The sequence below is a fragment of the Chryseobacterium sp. SIMBA_038 genome (assembly GCF_046535115.1).
GTDB lineage: Bacteria > Bacteroidota > Bacteroidia > Flavobacteriales > Weeksellaceae > Chryseobacterium.
In genome coordinates, this window is sequence record NZ_JAWRXH010000012.1 from 47,818 (window position 1) to 64,073 (window position 16,256).

At 31.7% G+C, this 16,256-nt stretch carries 18 protein-coding genes; 7 read left to right on the forward strand and 11 right to left on the reverse strand.

The features are described 5' to 3' along the window. Positions 1-14: 14 nt before the first annotated feature. The 4 genes from acs (at position 15) to nhaA (ending at position 6,115) form a co-directional block, all read left to right on the forward strand. Positions 15-1,952, forward strand: a complete 1,938-nt coding sequence (gene acs / locus SB689_RS22135) for an acetate--CoA ligase (protein WP_410694298.1) — start codon at positions 15-17, stop codon at positions 1,950-1,952. Between the two features lie 295 nt (positions 1,953-2,247). Beyond that, the gene (locus SB689_RS22140; protein ID WP_410694243.1) at positions 2,248-2,613 is read left to right on the forward strand and encodes a hypothetical protein; all 366 of its coding nucleotides are present in this window, start codon (positions 2,248-2,250) and stop codon (positions 2,611-2,613) included. A gap of 114 nt (positions 2,614-2,727) precedes the next feature. Beyond that, positions 2,728-4,938 carry a RelA/SpoT family protein gene (locus tag SB689_RS22145; protein ID WP_410694244.1) on the forward strand — a complete coding sequence of 737 codons (2,211 nt, stop codon included), beginning with the start codon at positions 2,728-2,730 and terminating at the stop codon, positions 4,936-4,938. A 1-nt stretch (position 4,939) separates the two neighbouring features. Beyond that, positions 4,940-6,115: a Na+/H+ antiporter NhaA gene (gene nhaA / locus SB689_RS22150; protein ID WP_410694245.1), complete on the forward strand. Its 1,176-nt coding sequence runs from the start codon at positions 4,940-4,942 to the stop codon at positions 6,113-6,115. Here nhaA and SB689_RS22155 read toward each other — a convergent pair. The 6 genes from SB689_RS22155 to SB689_RS22180 form a co-directional block, all read right to left on the reverse strand. Further along, on the reverse strand, positions 6,112-6,486 hold the full coding sequence (locus tag SB689_RS22155; RefSeq protein ID WP_410694246.1) for a hypothetical protein: 375 nt from the start codon (positions 6,484-6,486) through the stop codon (positions 6,112-6,114). The two genes, nhaA and SB689_RS22155, sit on opposite strands and share 4 nt — an antisense overlap. After that, a complete protein-coding gene (locus SB689_RS22160; RefSeq protein ID WP_410694247.1) occupies positions 6,483-7,157 on the reverse strand; it encodes a TlpA family protein disulfide reductase in 675 nt (224 codons plus the stop codon). The genes SB689_RS22155 and SB689_RS22160 overlap by 4 nt, the downstream gene beginning before the upstream one ends. 48 nt (positions 7,158-7,205) lie before the next feature. Then, the gene (gwsS, locus tag SB689_RS22165) at positions 7,206-8,300 is read right to left on the reverse strand and encodes a grasp-with-spasm system SPASM domain peptide maturase (RefSeq protein ID WP_410694248.1); all 1,095 of its coding nucleotides are present in this window, start codon (positions 8,298-8,300) and stop codon (positions 7,206-7,208) included. Positions 8,301-8,463: 163 nt separating this feature from the next. Next, positions 8,464-9,390, reverse strand: a complete 927-nt coding sequence (locus SB689_RS22170; protein WP_410694249.1) for a hypothetical protein — start codon at positions 9,388-9,390, stop codon at positions 8,464-8,466. Next, the gene (locus SB689_RS22175) at positions 9,374-10,414 is read right to left on the reverse strand and encodes a hypothetical protein (RefSeq protein WP_410694250.1); all 1,041 of its coding nucleotides are present in this window, start codon (positions 10,412-10,414) and stop codon (positions 9,374-9,376) included. The genes SB689_RS22170 and SB689_RS22175 overlap by 17 nt, the downstream gene beginning before the upstream one ends. Before the next feature lie 56 nt (positions 10,415-10,470). Continuing rightward, on the reverse strand, positions 10,471-10,716 hold the full coding sequence (locus SB689_RS22180) for a hypothetical protein (protein ID WP_410694251.1): 246 nt from the start codon (positions 10,714-10,716) through the stop codon (positions 10,471-10,473). 144 nt (positions 10,717-10,860) lie between these two features. Between SB689_RS22180 and SB689_RS22185 the strand changes: the two genes are divergently transcribed. Next, a complete protein-coding gene (locus SB689_RS22185) occupies positions 10,861-11,229 on the forward strand; it encodes a helix-turn-helix domain-containing protein (protein WP_410694252.1) in 369 nt (122 codons plus the stop codon). A gap of 41 nt (positions 11,230-11,270) precedes the next feature. On the opposite strand, the gene SB689_RS22190 is transcribed toward SB689_RS22185, so the two are convergent. Continuing rightward, positions 11,271-12,233: a YihY/virulence factor BrkB family protein gene (locus tag SB689_RS22190; protein WP_410694253.1), complete on the reverse strand. Its 963-nt coding sequence runs from the start codon at positions 12,231-12,233 to the stop codon at positions 11,271-11,273. A 31-nt stretch (positions 12,234-12,264) separates the two neighbouring features. Here SB689_RS22190 and SB689_RS22195 point away from each other — a divergent pair, with 31 nt between their 5' ends. Next, the gene (locus SB689_RS22195; RefSeq protein ID WP_123983972.1) at positions 12,265-12,738 is read left to right on the forward strand and encodes a 23S rRNA (pseudouridine(1915)-N(3))-methyltransferase RlmH; all 474 of its coding nucleotides are present in this window, start codon (positions 12,265-12,267) and stop codon (positions 12,736-12,738) included. Here the strand turns inward: SB689_RS22195 and SB689_RS22200 are convergent. Genes SB689_RS22200 through SB689_RS22215 form a run of 4 tightly spaced genes read right to left on the reverse strand, consistent with a single transcriptional unit; the run spans position 12,735 to position 14,965 of the window. Then, on the reverse strand, positions 12,735-13,196 hold the full coding sequence (locus SB689_RS22200; RefSeq protein WP_410694254.1) for a tRNA (cytidine(34)-2'-O)-methyltransferase: 462 nt from the start codon (positions 13,194-13,196) through the stop codon (positions 12,735-12,737). The two genes, SB689_RS22195 and SB689_RS22200, sit on opposite strands and share 4 nt — an antisense overlap. 48 nt (positions 13,197-13,244) lie before the next feature. After that, positions 13,245-14,063, reverse strand: coding sequence for a tetratricopeptide repeat protein (locus SB689_RS22205; RefSeq protein WP_410694255.1), 819 nt, complete (start codon positions 14,061-14,063; stop codon positions 13,245-13,247). Beyond that, positions 14,060-14,626 carry a phosphatase PAP2 family protein gene (locus tag SB689_RS22210; RefSeq protein WP_066750217.1) on the reverse strand — a complete coding sequence of 189 codons (567 nt, stop codon included), beginning with the start codon at positions 14,624-14,626 and terminating at the stop codon, positions 14,060-14,062. Before SB689_RS22210 ends, SB689_RS22205 begins: the two co-directional genes overlap by 4 nt. A gap of 3 nt (positions 14,627-14,629) precedes the next feature. Continuing rightward, positions 14,630-14,965, reverse strand: coding sequence for a twin-arginine translocase TatA/TatE family subunit (locus tag SB689_RS22215; protein WP_410694256.1), 336 nt, complete (start codon positions 14,963-14,965; stop codon positions 14,630-14,632). 295 nt (positions 14,966-15,260) lie between these two features. Here SB689_RS22215 and SB689_RS22220 point away from each other — a divergent pair, with 295 nt between their 5' ends. Further along, positions 15,261-16,202: a hypothetical protein gene (locus SB689_RS22220; RefSeq protein ID WP_410694257.1), complete on the forward strand. Its 942-nt coding sequence runs from the start codon at positions 15,261-15,263 to the stop codon at positions 16,200-16,202. Positions 16,203-16,256 lie beyond the last annotated feature (54 nt).

Consider the following 16,256-nt stretch of genomic DNA (forward strand, 5'->3'; position numbering starts at 1 on the left):
AAATTTAATTATAAATAAATTCAAATTTCAAAAACGAAAGGGATATGAGAAATTACTTAATAGAAGATCTTCCGCATTATTTTGAAGAGTATAAAAACTCTATTAAAAATCCTAAAAAATTCTGGGACAAAATAGCAGATCAGAACTTCGTATGGTACCAAAGATGGAGCAAGGTGGTGAAATACGATATGAATGAAGCAAAAATCGTTTGGTTTAAAAATGCAAAATTAAATATCACCAAAAACTGCATCGACAGGCACTTAAATGAAAGAGGCGAAAAAACCGCCATCATCTGGGAACCCAACGATCCGAAAGAAGCAGCACAACATATTTCTTACAACGAATTATATACCCGTGTCAACAAAACAGCCAATATTCTTAGAGATATGGGCATCGAAAAAGGCGACAGAGTCTGCATTTATCTTCCGATGATTCCTGAACTGGCAATTACAATGTTAGCTTGTGCAAAATTAGGCGCGGTACATTCTGTTATTTTTGCAGGTTTTTCTGCATCTGCAGTTGCGTCAAGAATTAATGATTGTGAAGCGAAAATGATCATTACATCAGACGGAAGTTACAGAGGAAGCAAGGTTTTAGATCTAAAAAGCATTGTGGATGAAGCATTGGAAAAAACCCCTACCATCGAAAATGTTTTGGTTGTAAAAAGAACTCACAACGAGATCAAAATGAAAGAAGGCAGAGATCATTGGATAGCTCCTCTTTATGAAAAAGCCTCTCCGGATTTCGTAACTGTAATTATGGATGCAGAAGATCCGCTTTTTATTCTATACACATCAGGATCAACAGGAAAACCGAAAGGAATGCTCCATACTTGTGCCGGATACATGGTTTACACCGCTTATACTTTTAAAAATATTTTTAATTATCAGGAAAACGACATTTATTGGTGTACTGCAGACATCGGCTGGATCACAGGACATTCGTACATTCTTTACGGCCCTCTTTGTAACGGGGCTACAACCGTAATTTTTGAAGGAGTTCCTACTTATCCTGAGCCGGATCGTTTCTGGGAAGTTATTGAAAAACATAAGATTACGCAATTTTATACTGCTCCAACCGCAATTCGTTCATTAGCGAAAGAAAGTGCAGAATGGGTTGATAAACACGATTTGAGTTCATTAAAAGTAATCGGATCTGTTGGAGAACCAATTAACGATGAAGCTTGGCATTGGTTCAATGATCATGTTGGAAGAAAAAAATGTCCGATTGTAGATACTTGGTGGCAGACAGAAACAGGCGGAATTATGATCTCCCCGCTTCCGTTCATTACCCCAACAAAACCTACGTACGCTACTCTACCCTTGCCTGGTGTTCAGCCAGTTTTGATGGATGATAAACGCAATGAAATCACAGGAAACCAAGTTACCGGAAACCTTTGCATTCGTTTTCCTTGGCCGGGAATTGCAAGAACAATTTGGGGTGATCACCAAAGATATAAAGAAACTTATTTCACTGCTTTTCCGGGGAAATATTTCACTGGTGATGGTGCTTTGAGAGATGAAGTTGGATATTACAGAATTACAGGTCGTGTGGATGATGTTATTATTGTTTCAGGGCACAATTTAGGAACCGCTCCGATTGAAGACAGCATCAACCAACATCCTGCCGTTGCGGAATCTGCGATTGTTGGCTACCCTCACGACATTAAAGGAAATGCTTTGTACGGCTACGTTGTTTTAAAAGAAACGGGAGAAAGTCGACAAAGAGAAAATCTGAAAAAAGAGATCAATCAGTTAATTTCAGATCAAATTGGGCCGATTGCTAAATTGGATAAAATTCAGTTTGTTTCCGGACTTCCTAAAACTCGTTCAGGTAAAATCATGCGTAGAATTTTGAGAAAAATAGCGGAAGGTGATTTTAATAGCTTTGGAGATATTTCAACGTTGTTAAATCCTGAAATTGTAGAGGAAATCAAGAACGAAAAAATATAGATTAGGCTTAATTTTGAGATTTTAAAAGTTGATAAAATTCACCTTAAATTTAAACGACAAGATCAATAGGAACGGGCTTTAGCCCGTTTTTATTTTTAAGAATACAATCGATTGACTTTAGTCAAAACCTGAATTATAAATTAACATAAATTTAAACACGCATTCAATAGACATTCTCATAAATTTTAACAATTAAATATAGATAAAACAATATAATATCAATTTTATTAAATTAAATATAAAATATATGAGATTTAATTATTATCTTTAAGTACAAATTTAAAAACTATTGCTTATGTCAAATATATTAGCTGGGTTATTTGAACATCACAGCGATTACAAACAACTCGAAACTGATCTTGAAAGCTCGGGATTCGGAAGTTCAGATTACATCGTATATCTTGATGATACACACCATTACTCTCAGTATATGACAAGTGTTTCTGTAAGAGATAAGGATCAAGCAGACAATGCGAAGAACATTTTTAATCAAAATTCTGTAGTAAAAACTTACTTATTTGAGAATGTAAGTATAGAACAGGCAGATTATAATAACATCAAAAGGCTTATTGACGCTAGAAACAGAGCGGAAATACATAATTGTCCCGATGTCAAAATAAAAGCTTCAAGCCATGGCATGGACTCTGAAGTAAAATTCTAGAAACAAAATTAAATACTAATAACCGAAAATCCGTAGAACGTTCTGCGGATTTTTTAATGCTTTGAAAAGTGGGAAAATTTTCGTATTTTCGTTTAAATATAGGCTTTTACACAAATGAGTTACGACTTAGAACAGGAAAATAAAGAGATTCTTGCGAGATATAAGGATCTGATTTCGAACACCTACAGAACTTTGGATGAGGAAAATAATAAACTTATCCGAAAGGCATTTGATATTGCATTAGATGCCCACAAAGATCAAAGGAGGAAATCCGGCGAACCTTATATCTACCACCCCATTGCCGTGGCGAAAATCGTAGCGACAGAAATTGGTTTGGGAGCAACTTCCATTGCCTGTGCTTTACTGCACGATGTAATCGAAGATTCAGATTACACTTACGAAGACCTCAAAAAGATATTTGGAGAAAAAATCGCCAATATCGTGAATGGATTAACCAAAATATCCATCATGAATCACCAGAATATCTCCGTACAATCTGAGAATTACAGAAAGCTTTTGCTTACTTTATCTGAAGATTTCAGAGTTATTTTGATTAAAATTGCCGACCGACTTCACAATATGCGAACATTGGAAAGCATGGCACCCGACAAACAGAAGAAAATCGCTTCTGAAACGGTCTATATTTATGCTCCGATGGCGCACCGTTTAGGTCTATATAATATTAAATCTGAACTTGAAGATCTTTCTTTAAAATATAATAATCCCGAAGTTTTTAACGAAATCACGGAAAAATTAGAGCTAGCCAAGGAAAACCGTGAAAGATATATTGATGAATTTAAAAAGGAAGCTTCCGAAAGATTACAGGAGGAAGGATTAAATTTCACCATTAAAGGCCGTGCAAAAGCAATTTCTTCCATTTACAGAAAAATGCTGAAGCAGGGAGTTTCTTTCGAGGAAGTATTTGATAATTATGCGATTAGAATTATTTATAAATCTGATGCTAAAAATGAAAAATTCCTAGCCTGGAAAATTTATTCTATCGTAACAGATGTTTATCACAGTAATCCGTCCAGAATGCGTGACTGGATCACTCAGCCCCGTTCTACAGGATATGAAAGTTTGCATTTAACCGTTCTTGGTCCCGATAAAAAATGGATTGAAGTTCAAATTCGTTCCGAAAGAATGGACGAAATCGCTGAAAAAGGGGTTGCAGCACATTACAAATATAAAGAAGGTTACAAGCAAAGTTCCGATGATAAGAATTTTGAAAGATGGGTAACAGAAATCCGTGATGTTCTTGAACAACAGCAGGATCTTTCTACTTCTGAGCTTTTAGATAATATTAAACTTAATTTATATTCAAAAGAGGTTTTTGTATTCACTCCAAAAGGTGAAATTAAAATCTTACCAACCAATGCAACGGCTTTAGATTTTGCATTTTCAGTTCACTCTGACCTAGGAATGAAGTGTTTAGGAGCAAAAATCAATGGTAAATTAGTTCCAATTTCCTATGTTCTTCAAAACGGAGATCAGGTTGACATTCTTTCTTCTCAGAATCAAAAACCGAAATTCGATTGGCTGGAATTTGTTGTTACTTCAAAAGCCAAATCAAAGATCAAAGGTTACTTGAATTCTCAAAAAAACCAATTGGTTGAAGAAGGAAAAGAGACTTTACAGAGAAAACTTCGTCATGCAAAAATCAATTTTAATGATGAAGAGATCAACAAGCTTCAAAAATTCTTTAACTTAAAAACTTCTCAGGAATTATTCCTGAAATTTCAGACGAACGAACTGGATGCAAGTAGTTTAAGAAAATACATTGAAAGTAAAAATGTATTTAACAATTTACTTTCAAGATTCAGAAAATCTCCGACAAAAAATACGGCTTATATAGAACCGAAAGAGCAGAATCTTGACATGATTGTCTTCGGAAAAGATGAAGAAAAGCTGAATTATACCTATGCAAAATGTTGTACAGTAATTCCTGGAGACAAAATTTTCGGATTTATTACCATTTCGGAAGGTATAAAAGTTCACAGTGACAATTGTCCGAACGCCATCAACCTTAGAGCGCAATACGATTACAGGGTGATTCCTGCGAAATGGGTAAATGCTGAAAGCTTCCAAAACAGAGTGAAAATTGAGATCGAAGGTCTCGACAGAATGGGGATGATCAATGATATAACTGCGGTCATCAGCGGTTCTATGGGAATGGATATGAAAAGTATGTCTATTGAATCCAACAACGGAATTTTCACAGGAAACATCAATCTTGAGGTTAAAAATAAAAGTCAGTTGGAGGAAACATTTACAAAACTGAAAGATATTAACGGAGTTTCAAGAGTGAGACGATTACAATCATAATATGAATTTATCTGTATATTTTAAAAAATTTTTCAACAACAGTCAGTCATCAGGAATTATACTTATTTTTTGTGTATTAGTTTCGTTACTAATCGCAAATTCTTCTGCTGGAGAAGGTTTCCAGCATTTTTTGGATAATGAAATTGGTTTAGATCTTTTTCATTTAAAATATCCTGTTAGCATTTGGATTAATGATGGTTTGATGGCCATTTTCTTCCTTTTGGTTGGATTGGAAATAAAAAGAGAAATGGTAGAAGGTGAACTTTCATCTTTTAAAAATGCTTCTCTTCCAATTTTTGCAGCCATTGGCGGAATGGCTGTTCCGGCAGGAATTTACAGTATTTTCAACGCAGGAACTCCCTACGCGAATGGCTGGGGAATTCCGATGGCAACGGATATTGCTTTTTCATTGGCAATTATTTCAATGTTGGGAAGTAAGATCCCAAATTCTATTAAAATTTTTCTTGCCGCATTAGCTATTGTTGATGATTTGGGAGCTATTTTGGTTATTGCAATTTTTTATACAGAACAGATTCATTGGACCTATTTATTGCTGTCTTTTGGAGTAACTGCTTTATTATTTTTATTGAATTTTTTAAAGGTTACAAAGATTTATTTTTATATTATTCCGGGGGTATTTTTGTGGTATTTTCTGCATCATTCGGGAATTCATGCTACAATTGCGGGAGTTTTATTAGCGTTTTCAATTCCGACAAACGCTTCTAATGTAAAAATTTCACCTTTAGAAAAATTAGAACATACATTGCATTTTCCTGTAAGTTTTTTAATCATGCCCATATTTGCATTGACCAATACCAATATTGCTTTTAATAATGGAATGATCGAAGGTTTAACGAGTACTTTAGGTTTAGGAATAATTGGCGGATTGATTATAGGAAAATTAGTAGGAATTAATCTATTTTCACTGATTGCCATTAAATTTAAACTAAGTTCACTTCCTCAAAACAGCTCTTGGACGCAAATGATAGGCGTCGGTTTCTTAGCCGGAATTGGTTTTACGATGTCTATTTTCATCGCACTTCTTTCCTTTAAAGGAGAAATTGAAATTCAGGATCAGGCTAAATTTGCGATTTTAATTGCTTCTTTTTTGGCAGCTTTTTTAGGATATCTGATTTTAAATTTAGGATCTAAAAAGAAGGAAGTAATTGAGAATTAATTTTTTGAAACCAACCAAGTTCCGTTTAAATTACCCATTTTCCATGTTCCGGATTTGCTTTCTAAATTTCCATATAAAGTAAATCCTGAGTTAGAGGTTGTACTGTTTATTGATGAACCTATAAGTCCCGAATAAAAAGTCTCTTGGTGGCCTTGGGAAATTTTAGCTCCTTCTATTGTTCCGCTTTTGCTTACATTTAAAATTAAAGTTCCACTTTGATCTCCCGAATAGCTTCCACTCCATTTTCCCATGTAGGGAGAGGTATAGTTTTCTTCCTGCTTATCGCGTTCTATTTCGTCAAGAACATGCTGGCATGAAAAGACGGTTAATAATGGAAATATGATTAGTAGGTATTTAATTTTTAGTTTCATTTAGTTTCTAACTTTTCTAATATCTTCTTTGTGAACATCTGAGCCATTGGATTTTGATAACTTGTAAAGCTAATAAAATTCCCATTACTATCTAAAATAAAACTTGTAGGATATGATGATACTTCCATTTTATTCAATAACATCTTTTGACCCGATAAATGAATAAAATTAAATGGAGTTTTTTCAAGAAACTTTTTTAAAACATTTTCATCATCAAACGTAATGGCGATAAAATTTACTTTATCCTTATATTCTTCCTGAAGTTTATTTAAATCAGAAATTTCGTCTATACAAGGATTACAGTGAGTATACCAACAGTTTATAAAGTATGGTTTTGATTTATCAATACTTTTATTAGAACGTATATTTACCAGATTAGTAAAATTAATATTCTTTTTAAATGTCTGTTCAAAATAGGTCTGACTATCAAAAAAATATTGAGAATTATCCGATGATTTTATTTCTAAACGAGGTAAAATAAAAATGCTGTCATTCTTTTTAAAAGTCAAAGCTATACTTTCCGTAATTTTTCCTTTTGCAGAAATGCTGTCCTTAAAATTTTTATACTCTTTTTCATTCAGAACCTTAGTTCCGTTTAATAAAAAATATTTATTTTGAGAGAATCCTAGGATTACAATTAACATGAAAAGGAGCGAAAATGTTTTTTTCATTGTTACTGAATATTATTATCTACCATACAGATAGAGTTAGTATAAAAGTTAATATTTCTTAACCAGATTTTGCATTCCATAAAAATGTATAGCTTTTTGTTTCAAAGGATTTGTACTCCACTCTTCCCATTCTCCGGTGTATGGATCATAGCCACATTTTAACGGTTTAGAAATATCTAATCCATTTTCATTGGTGTGAGTCTGTTCCGTATAAGCTCTACAATCTGTACAGACATATCGAAATTCACAGTCTTTGCAAACCTCTATTTTATCTTTGGTAAGATTCCAGTATTTTTTGAAATCCTGATGATTCAAAGCTTCTTCTAAAGTGATATTTTTGATATTACCAAAGCTTCGTGACATTGATGGACAGTTTTTGATATTTCCGTCTTTGTCTATTGATATTTTTTTGTGAAGACAGGAGTTGTGACACTGCGACTCTAAATAAAAAGAACGGTTGAGATTGACATTCTTCAAATCAATTAATCCACAGCTTATTGGAATTTTCAGATACTTCTTTATAGTAGTGATATTAATGTGATTTAAAGAATAAAAATCTTCTTCATTAGATGAGTGAAAAGTAAAATGAAGAAATTTACTTGAAATTGTATAAATGTTTTCTCTAATAAATGATAACAGTTTAAAATCGTATTTTGCAATAATAGAAATTTCATTTACAGTAGAATTGTTAAGCCGATTTATAATTGAAATCGCCTGAATTATAGTGCTAGAAATTAATTCTTCCGAAAATCGGATTTGTAAATATTTGATTTTTAAATTACAAATTTCATTTATTAAATTATCATTTAAAATATCTAAATTATTAATATCTAAAATTAAGTATTCAACATTGGAAGGCGTTACATAGAAATTAGATGAAGCCTTGAAGCTGAATAATTCTTTTTTTGATTTCACTATAAATCCCAAATTATTATCTAAAATAAAATCGAAATATTCTTCCAATATTTCTAAACTATCATTATCTAGTTGTTTCTTCAATAATGAATAATCTTGTTGGTCATTTGATAGTAAATCAAAAAGCGCATTAGGAATTAATTGTAAAAATCCTGTATTAGTATCAAAAATAATAGAGCTTTTTGCTCCTTTGGTTATTTTTACAGATTCAAATAGTTTTAAAAACATATTTAATACAAAAGTGAATAATGTTTTGTTGAACGAAAAATTTTCGTCTTACTGCTTTTTTTATCTTTATTTTCAGAATATTTAACCTGAGATATATTGTTGCATTTTTTCCATTCTTGCAACGAAAATTCAACTCCTTTTAAGTAAAGTTCTTTTTTATCTTTCATAATAAATCAGCAATATATTTTTCAATCTGGTAGTTTCCGTAATAGCTAACTTGGTAAAACTGCCCTAACGGATTTACTTCTAAAAAATAAAAATCATCATCAGATTTTATTAAATCTATTGTTCCACATTTTAAATCTAGCACTTTTGCCATTTTAATAATCTTTCTTTTTATTTCAGCAGGAAGTTTATATGGAAGATGTTTTTTATCATTTTCTTTCATATTCCTAATATCAATATTAGCTGAAAAATCAAACACCGCAATTGCCCAAATCATCTTCTCAAAGAAAAACACCCTTATTTCGTATGTTTTATTAATTCTCTCCTGAATAAGAGAAGGTATAATATTTTCCTTTTTGCTCTGAATTGTATTAAGGTTTATTTCACGAGTATAGTTTAAGTACAATTCATTTTCAATAAAAATAGGTTTCATTTCGGAAACAGCTTTTGTAATGTATTTCTTAGAAATATCAACTTTTTCTAAGTCTTTTAACTGAGACAAAATATAAGTATCGGGTATTTTTAAACCTATCGATTCCACTAAATATAAAACCTCTAACTTATTAACCTCTTTAGTAAAAAGATTTCCAAAAATATTTGCTCCATTTATTTTTAAATAAAAGCAAATAAACTCTGTTGTTGATTCAATTTCTGAATTATAAAATTCTGTTAGATGATTATCAATTTCTTCTTTATCAAGACTAAAATAAATCCCACCATTTCTATAGAAAACAGATGTAAAATCGTTTAAATCATATTCAATATTATTGATAGAGATTTTGAAAATATTCTTACTGAAATCAAAAAAAGCTTTTGTGATATGTTGATTCTCGCTAAGCCTTACAAATTCTTTATTTTGATATGATAGCCATGTACATATTTCATCGGTCATTGTATCATTATCAACACTAATGAGCAGTATCATCTAACTTAATTAAGTTCTTTTTCATGAGTTCTGCATCACTATCATTTTTAAAATTCCAGCTTTCTATTGCTTTGTTTAAAAAAGCATAATCTTTATTATTTAATAAAAATATATTTTTCTGGATTTCATCTTCAGTTGAAGATAGCCCCATCTGTTTTCTCTTATTATTAACATTATTAATTATATCATTAACTTTATCATTCCTCCTTTCTGGCAAAAATGTACTTGAAACATAACAACAATCAATTTTTCCTTCATTTGACAAGAATTGATAAATTTTAAAATATGAATAATTATTTGTCCCATTATTCAAATCAAACAAAAAACCTGCAATATCTGATCTTATTTTACCTTCGTTTAACGCCTTATTAATTTCATTAGAAAAATTGACTTTTTGATTACTAATATTATTAGTGGCTAATTGATGCCAAATTATTAAACAAAATTTTTGAAAAAATATATCATCAGCAGAACCTAGCCCTATATTATATTCATTCGGAAATCCTTTATTTTGTATCAGTTTAAGCAAGCTAGTAGACGCAATACTATCACCTTTAGTAAGTTCTTTTTTGTATGCCTGATAATTACCATTAGATAGTTTTCTGTAATATTGGTCTATTTCGACCAATGAATCTAAAGTCTTTTTATATTTTAAATCTATTGTATTTTGGCAAGGTATGACTTTATACTTTTCAGGATTTTTAAAATTTTCAATTAAAAAATCTTTACTGAAATTTTTTCCTAAGCATTTTAGCGTTTGATAATGAGTATATGCTGTTTCCAAATCCTTTATTTTCAAAGCAGTTTTCATACTATTATATAAATCTTTAGCATGTGGGTATTTAAATTCCTTGAAAGCCTCTTTATACAGGTTATTTGCATCCTTTAAATCATTATTGACGATTTTATTTTCAGCCCTATTAATAAAGTCATAATATTTAATAAGTTTTTCATTCTTTAATTCAAAACTTTGAGTTTTAGCAATTCCTGATAGAACTAAAAAGAAAATGAATATTATTTTCATATTTAAGTAAATATAAAGAGAGAAGTTTACACTTCTCTCCGATAATTAGAATTCTATTAACAAGGCTTATTTATAACTGTTACACCATGAAAAGCTATATTATTATTGCCAAAATCAGTATCACTAGTATATGAACTACATTGACAGCCCCACTCCGTAGGCATTGAAGTCTCTCCAGCACCTGTTGGACTACCGACACCAATACTAGTAGTCATGTGTGCAGGACCTCCTTGCCCTCCTAAAATACTCCCTAGTTTTTCATTTTGAATCTGGAAGCTTTGTAATTTTTCCAATTTTTTCATAATTTGATTTTTTATTTTGTTCTATGTCATTATTGACAATTCAAAAATATCAAACGTTATTGAAATAATTTCAAACTTTTTATGTGAATTTTATGTGAATTCAGCACATAAATAATATATTTGTCCCACACAAATAAGACACAAATGATAAACAAGAAATTAATTAAAGCCCGTAAGGCTATGTATACTCAGGAAAGTATAGCAAAGATTTTACATATGACCCAGTCTCAATATCAAAGAAGAGAAACGGGAGAAATAAAAATCTCTGACGAAGAATGGGAACGTATAGCAAAGGCATTAAATACTACTGTAGAAGAAATTAAGGAAGATCATCTATCATTAATTCACAATCATGATACTGTATCAAATAATTATTTAGAAAATAATCAACTTTATAATATTCCGGATTTTATTCTCAAAAATCAAAATGAATATATCGCGCTTCTAAAGGAAGAAATTGAAGAATTAAAAGAGGAAATTAAAAATTTAAAATCTCTAAATAATTTTTCCTAGCTAGAAATTCACTTTAATATTATTTACTGACAATAGTCTTTCTAAGGATTATTGTCAGTTTGCGTATGATAATTTGAATCCTCTTTTCTAAGCTCATCCGACAACAATTTCTCAACTCTTAATTTTCTAAGAGCCATATTGAGTTCGTTTCCAAACAGAAGAAGATAGACGTTTACATTTACCCAGACCATCAGTAAAATCATACTTCCGATTGATCCGTATAAAACGTTGTATCTGGCAATATTTTTAACATACAGCGCGAAAAAATAAGTCGTAACAACAAACAGGACAGTCGTCAGAATTGCACCCGGAACAGCTTGTCTGAATCTTGCAATTTTAACAGTTCCCAGCCAGTAAAATAATGCTAAAAGAATAAAATAAAACAATGGAAATGAGACAAATCCAATGATACTGGAAAGGTTTTCAACCAACCATGAAATGCTATCATCCGGAGCAAATAATTTCATTACAACTTCCACATAATACACCCCAAAAAGAGCCAGAAAAACGATTATTATAAAGCCTATTGTAATAAAAAATGACAGAATAAATTCCTTTACATCCGTTAATTTTTCATCGGAATTTTCGTTGAATCCATTGATAAGGGAAAAAGTTCCATTGGTAGCGAAAACTAAAGCTAAAACAATTGTCAAGTTACTGATTCCCTTCATATTAGGAATAATATTATTTTCAATATATCCTCTCACTTCATTTTCCATATGTGATGGAAAAACATTGTGAATCAATACTTCAAAAATATAAAACTGAAGTTTATCATAATGAGGCATATACGGTAAAACCGACAGCAAAAACAGAAGAAACGGAAATAAACTTAATGTAAAACTCCATGAAATGGATGCCGCTTTTCGTCCAATCTTACCTTTAAAAACTCCTGTAATATAGATCTGAAACATCTCCCAAAGCGATATTCCCAACACAGGAATATGTATATCATCAAAGAATTTTTGAATTTTTAGAATGAAGCTGGGAATTTTAAGATTCATAAAGTATATTTGCGCCTAGCAAATATAAGAAATGCGTATCAATTTACTCTGCATTGGCAAAACGGATGATAAAGAAATCACTTCTTTGATCAATTACTACCTTACTCGCCTCCCCAAACACTGGAATTTTGAAATTATAGAAATTCCTGATGTAAAAAATGCCAAAAACCTTTCTCCTGATCTTTTGAAAAAAGAAGAAGCAAAACTGTTTTCTAATCATATCGATAAAAATGATCTGGTTGTGATTTTAGATGAGAAAGGAAAACAATTTACAAGCAGAGAATTTTCACAAAAAATAGATACCTGGATGAATTCTTCGGTGAAAAAAATTCATATTTTGATTGGTGGAGCTTACGGTTTTTCAGAGGAAATTTACACGAGAGCAAACGAAAAAATGTCATTATCTAAAATGACATTTACGCACCAGATGATCCGGTTATTTATCGTTGAACAATTGTATCGCGCAGACCAGATTTTGCAGGGAAAACCTTATCATAACGATTAGATTTTAAATTTTAAACCAATCTGTCTTTTTGCTTCACCAACCACAAAGGCTACTGAATTTGCAATATTAAAACTTCTAATTAAATTTGACATCGGAATCGTTAAATGGTTATCAAAACGAGATAAAACATCTTTACTCAATCCAACACTTTCTTTTCCGAAAACGAGCCAGTCTCCGTCCTGAAAATCAGTTTCCAAATAAGATTTCTCAGCATGCGAACTCATTAAAAAAACACGGGATTTGTCCGGAATCTGTTGAATCCATTCATCAACATTTGCATATTCTGAAACATCAAGGTGAACCCAATAATCTAAGCCTGAACGTTTCAGATTTTTATCATTAATTATAAATCCAAAGGGATGAATTAAGTGTAATCTACTTTCTGTACCTACACATAATCGTCCGATATTTCCAGTGTTATTCGGTATTTCGGGTTCTACGAGAACAATGTTTAACATAATTATTTTTTACTGGTTTTTCAGAGAAAACCTTATCATAATGATTAATTATTTTGCAGGTGCTGTACATTTAGCATAATAATCTGCAAGAAGACCTTTTTCATATCCTAAACTTACGGCTTTATCCAACGTTGTACATGCTTCTTTTGGTTTTGCAGTATCAAACAAGATCAAAGCTTTTGTAACATAAGATTGAGAAAATTTCGGGTCTATTGAAATCGCTTTATTAACATCAACAAGAGCTTCTTTAGATTTTTTCATTTTAAGATAAACATCCGCTCTTCCGTTGTACAAAAGAGATTCGGGCTTTTCGGAAATTAATTGATTATAATCTTTTAAAGCACCTTCCAGATCACCGCTGTTCTTTTTTAGATTGGCTAATCCTGTTTTTGCGTAAATATTATCTCCCGCAAAACTTAAAATCTGATTTAAATCTTTTGAAGCCAGATCTTTTTTCCCTTGACTTTCATAAATTTTAGAACGTGTTAAATACATATCAACATTTTCAGGTTCTATCTGAAGACCTTTATCGATGTATTCCAAAGCTTTTGCCTTGCTTCCTCTCTGGCTGTTTAATGAAGCTAAATTTGCATAAACAGAAGCCGACATAGGATTTGCCCTCAAAGCAGCTTCATAGGATTTAAAGGCCAAAGCGGTCTTTCCTAATCTTCTCTGTGACGTTCCTAAGTTATTATAATAATCAGATTGAAATTTCTGAATCTGTTCTTTTTCAGCAAGTTTAGCATATTGCTCTTCTGCACATTTGTAGTCTGCTTTTTTAAAGCATTCTTCAGCTATTTTAGCATCCTGAGCGGAAAAATTTAATGAGGAAAAGGCTAAAGCCAGAATTAATAAATGTTTTTTCATGAGGTTATATTTTGTTTATTGATTACTTTTTTGGCAAGTGCACCAAATATCACTCCCAATAAAAGTCCAACAAACGCCCCCACCAAAATATCTATCGGGAAATGTACACCTAAATATATTCGACTGTATGCTACCACCACAGCCCACACAAATATAGCATAAGGAAACCAATTGAGTTTCTTTTTTAATAAAATACTTAAGTAAGTTGCTAAAAAGAAGGTGTTGGAGGCATGAGCAGAATAGAAACCGAACTGCCCTCCACATTTCACAATTCTCATGTGATGCTCTAAAGTTGGGTCATGACAAGGTCTTAATCTCGCCACCCCAAATTTGAAAACACTCGCTAACTGATCAGAAACCGTAGCCCCAATCGCTATAAATATGAGAATAAAAACTAAAGATCTTAGTTTGTAATTTTTATATAAAAAGTAAAGAAATATAATGTAAAGCGGAACCCAGATCCAAGTGCTGGAAATCAGCATCCAAAACTGATCAAAAGAAGAATTTCCCAAATTATTGAGAAACAAAAAGACCTTCTTATCTTCCTGAATAATTTCTTCCATGGATTATCTGCTTACCGGCCCTTCGTGAGTTTCGTCATCGGCAGGCTTTAGCTTAGGTGCTTCATTAGACTCATTTAGATTGGGTAAGAAGTCCTTTTCCATATCTTTCATTGGATTATACTCTTTTGCGGCATCTTTTACCTTCTCTATTTCACGTTTAATTTCAGAAACAGGGTTATCTGTTTCCTTCATTATCTCAGTTTTGATGTCTTCCACTGCGCCACGCATTTTTCTTATGCCCGAGCCTAAGTCACGTGCTATCGAAGGAAGTTTATCCGGTCCGAATAATACAACAATCGCAACTGCGATCAATGCCATTTCTCCAAAGCTTAATTCCATGATACAAAATTACAAAAGTTTATACATATCTGATACAGTTATATTATATTTTAAACAAATTTTAATTTTTCAGTAAGTGAAGTTCGAAATTAATGTTGATATAAATTTGATGAACTTCTACTCTATTTTTAATTTGAATATTGACTTTTATAATATTTTTTGATGATTAAACTATCATTTACACATTCGTTTTTAGTGTTTTATAATATTTAATAAATAATTAATTCTAATCAAAGAGAATTATATTACAATTTTAAGTAAATTTATTACACACAAAACATTTAAATATTTTATTATGAAAAAACTACTAACTACATGTAAGGTTTTTGCCGTTTTAGCGGTATTAACGCTTACCAGCTGTCAGGACGAAAACAATCAGGTCTTGCAGGAAAATCCATCAGAAAAAGTAAGTCTTTCTGATCTAAAAAGAGAAATTACACCTTCATCACAGGTAATTCCCGAGGCTGTTCAAATTCAACTTGATGAATCGAAAAAGAACATTGAAAAGTATCTTAAAAATGATCTTAAGATTGAAGGAATTGCTGTTTTGGGTAAGTTATCTACTGAAAAAGGAGTTTCTCTTTCACAAAATTTAATTTCTCAAAAAGACAATTTTGTTGCAACAGGAAATATTTTAGATCCTGAGTCTGTAAAGATCGGGAAATTAGAAAACTTAAATTCAGGTGAAGATTTATCGATCGCTCAAAAAGGATTAAAAGATATGGCGATTGAAGAAATTAAAGCAAAAGCAAATGTTCTTGAGATCAGCTGGAATCATAATGGAGAGAAATTCTCAACATTATGTTATTATAATGATTCGGGAATTATCTGGGACAACGTTCTTAGCGGATTGGTCATGATGGACAAAAGAGGAAACTCTGAAGTTTCAAATGACGCAGCTTCAAAAGTATCTTCCAAATGGTACAAACAATGGTGGACTGCCAATTGGCTTTGGGGATCTAAAAGAGGTGAAATCGGATACCAAATTACCATTTACTATACAGGTTCATCGGTTTCAAATGTTGATGTGAGCGATTGGGGGAACATAAGTTTAGGGAAGGCAAAAAGCGAAAGTAAAGTAACCAAAAAAACGGGAGCTTACGGACAGTGCAGATATGCTCTTGGACTTTGTACTCCTACGGGTTCTTTAAGCTTTAATTCAAGTAATTTTTCGGTATCATTCTCAGGATTGGGAAGCAATATCGTAAGCAACGGAACAAAATCACTTTATCCATAGTTACTAAATTCTTTCAAACGAAACAGGGAACCAAAATTTGGTTCCCTGTTTTTA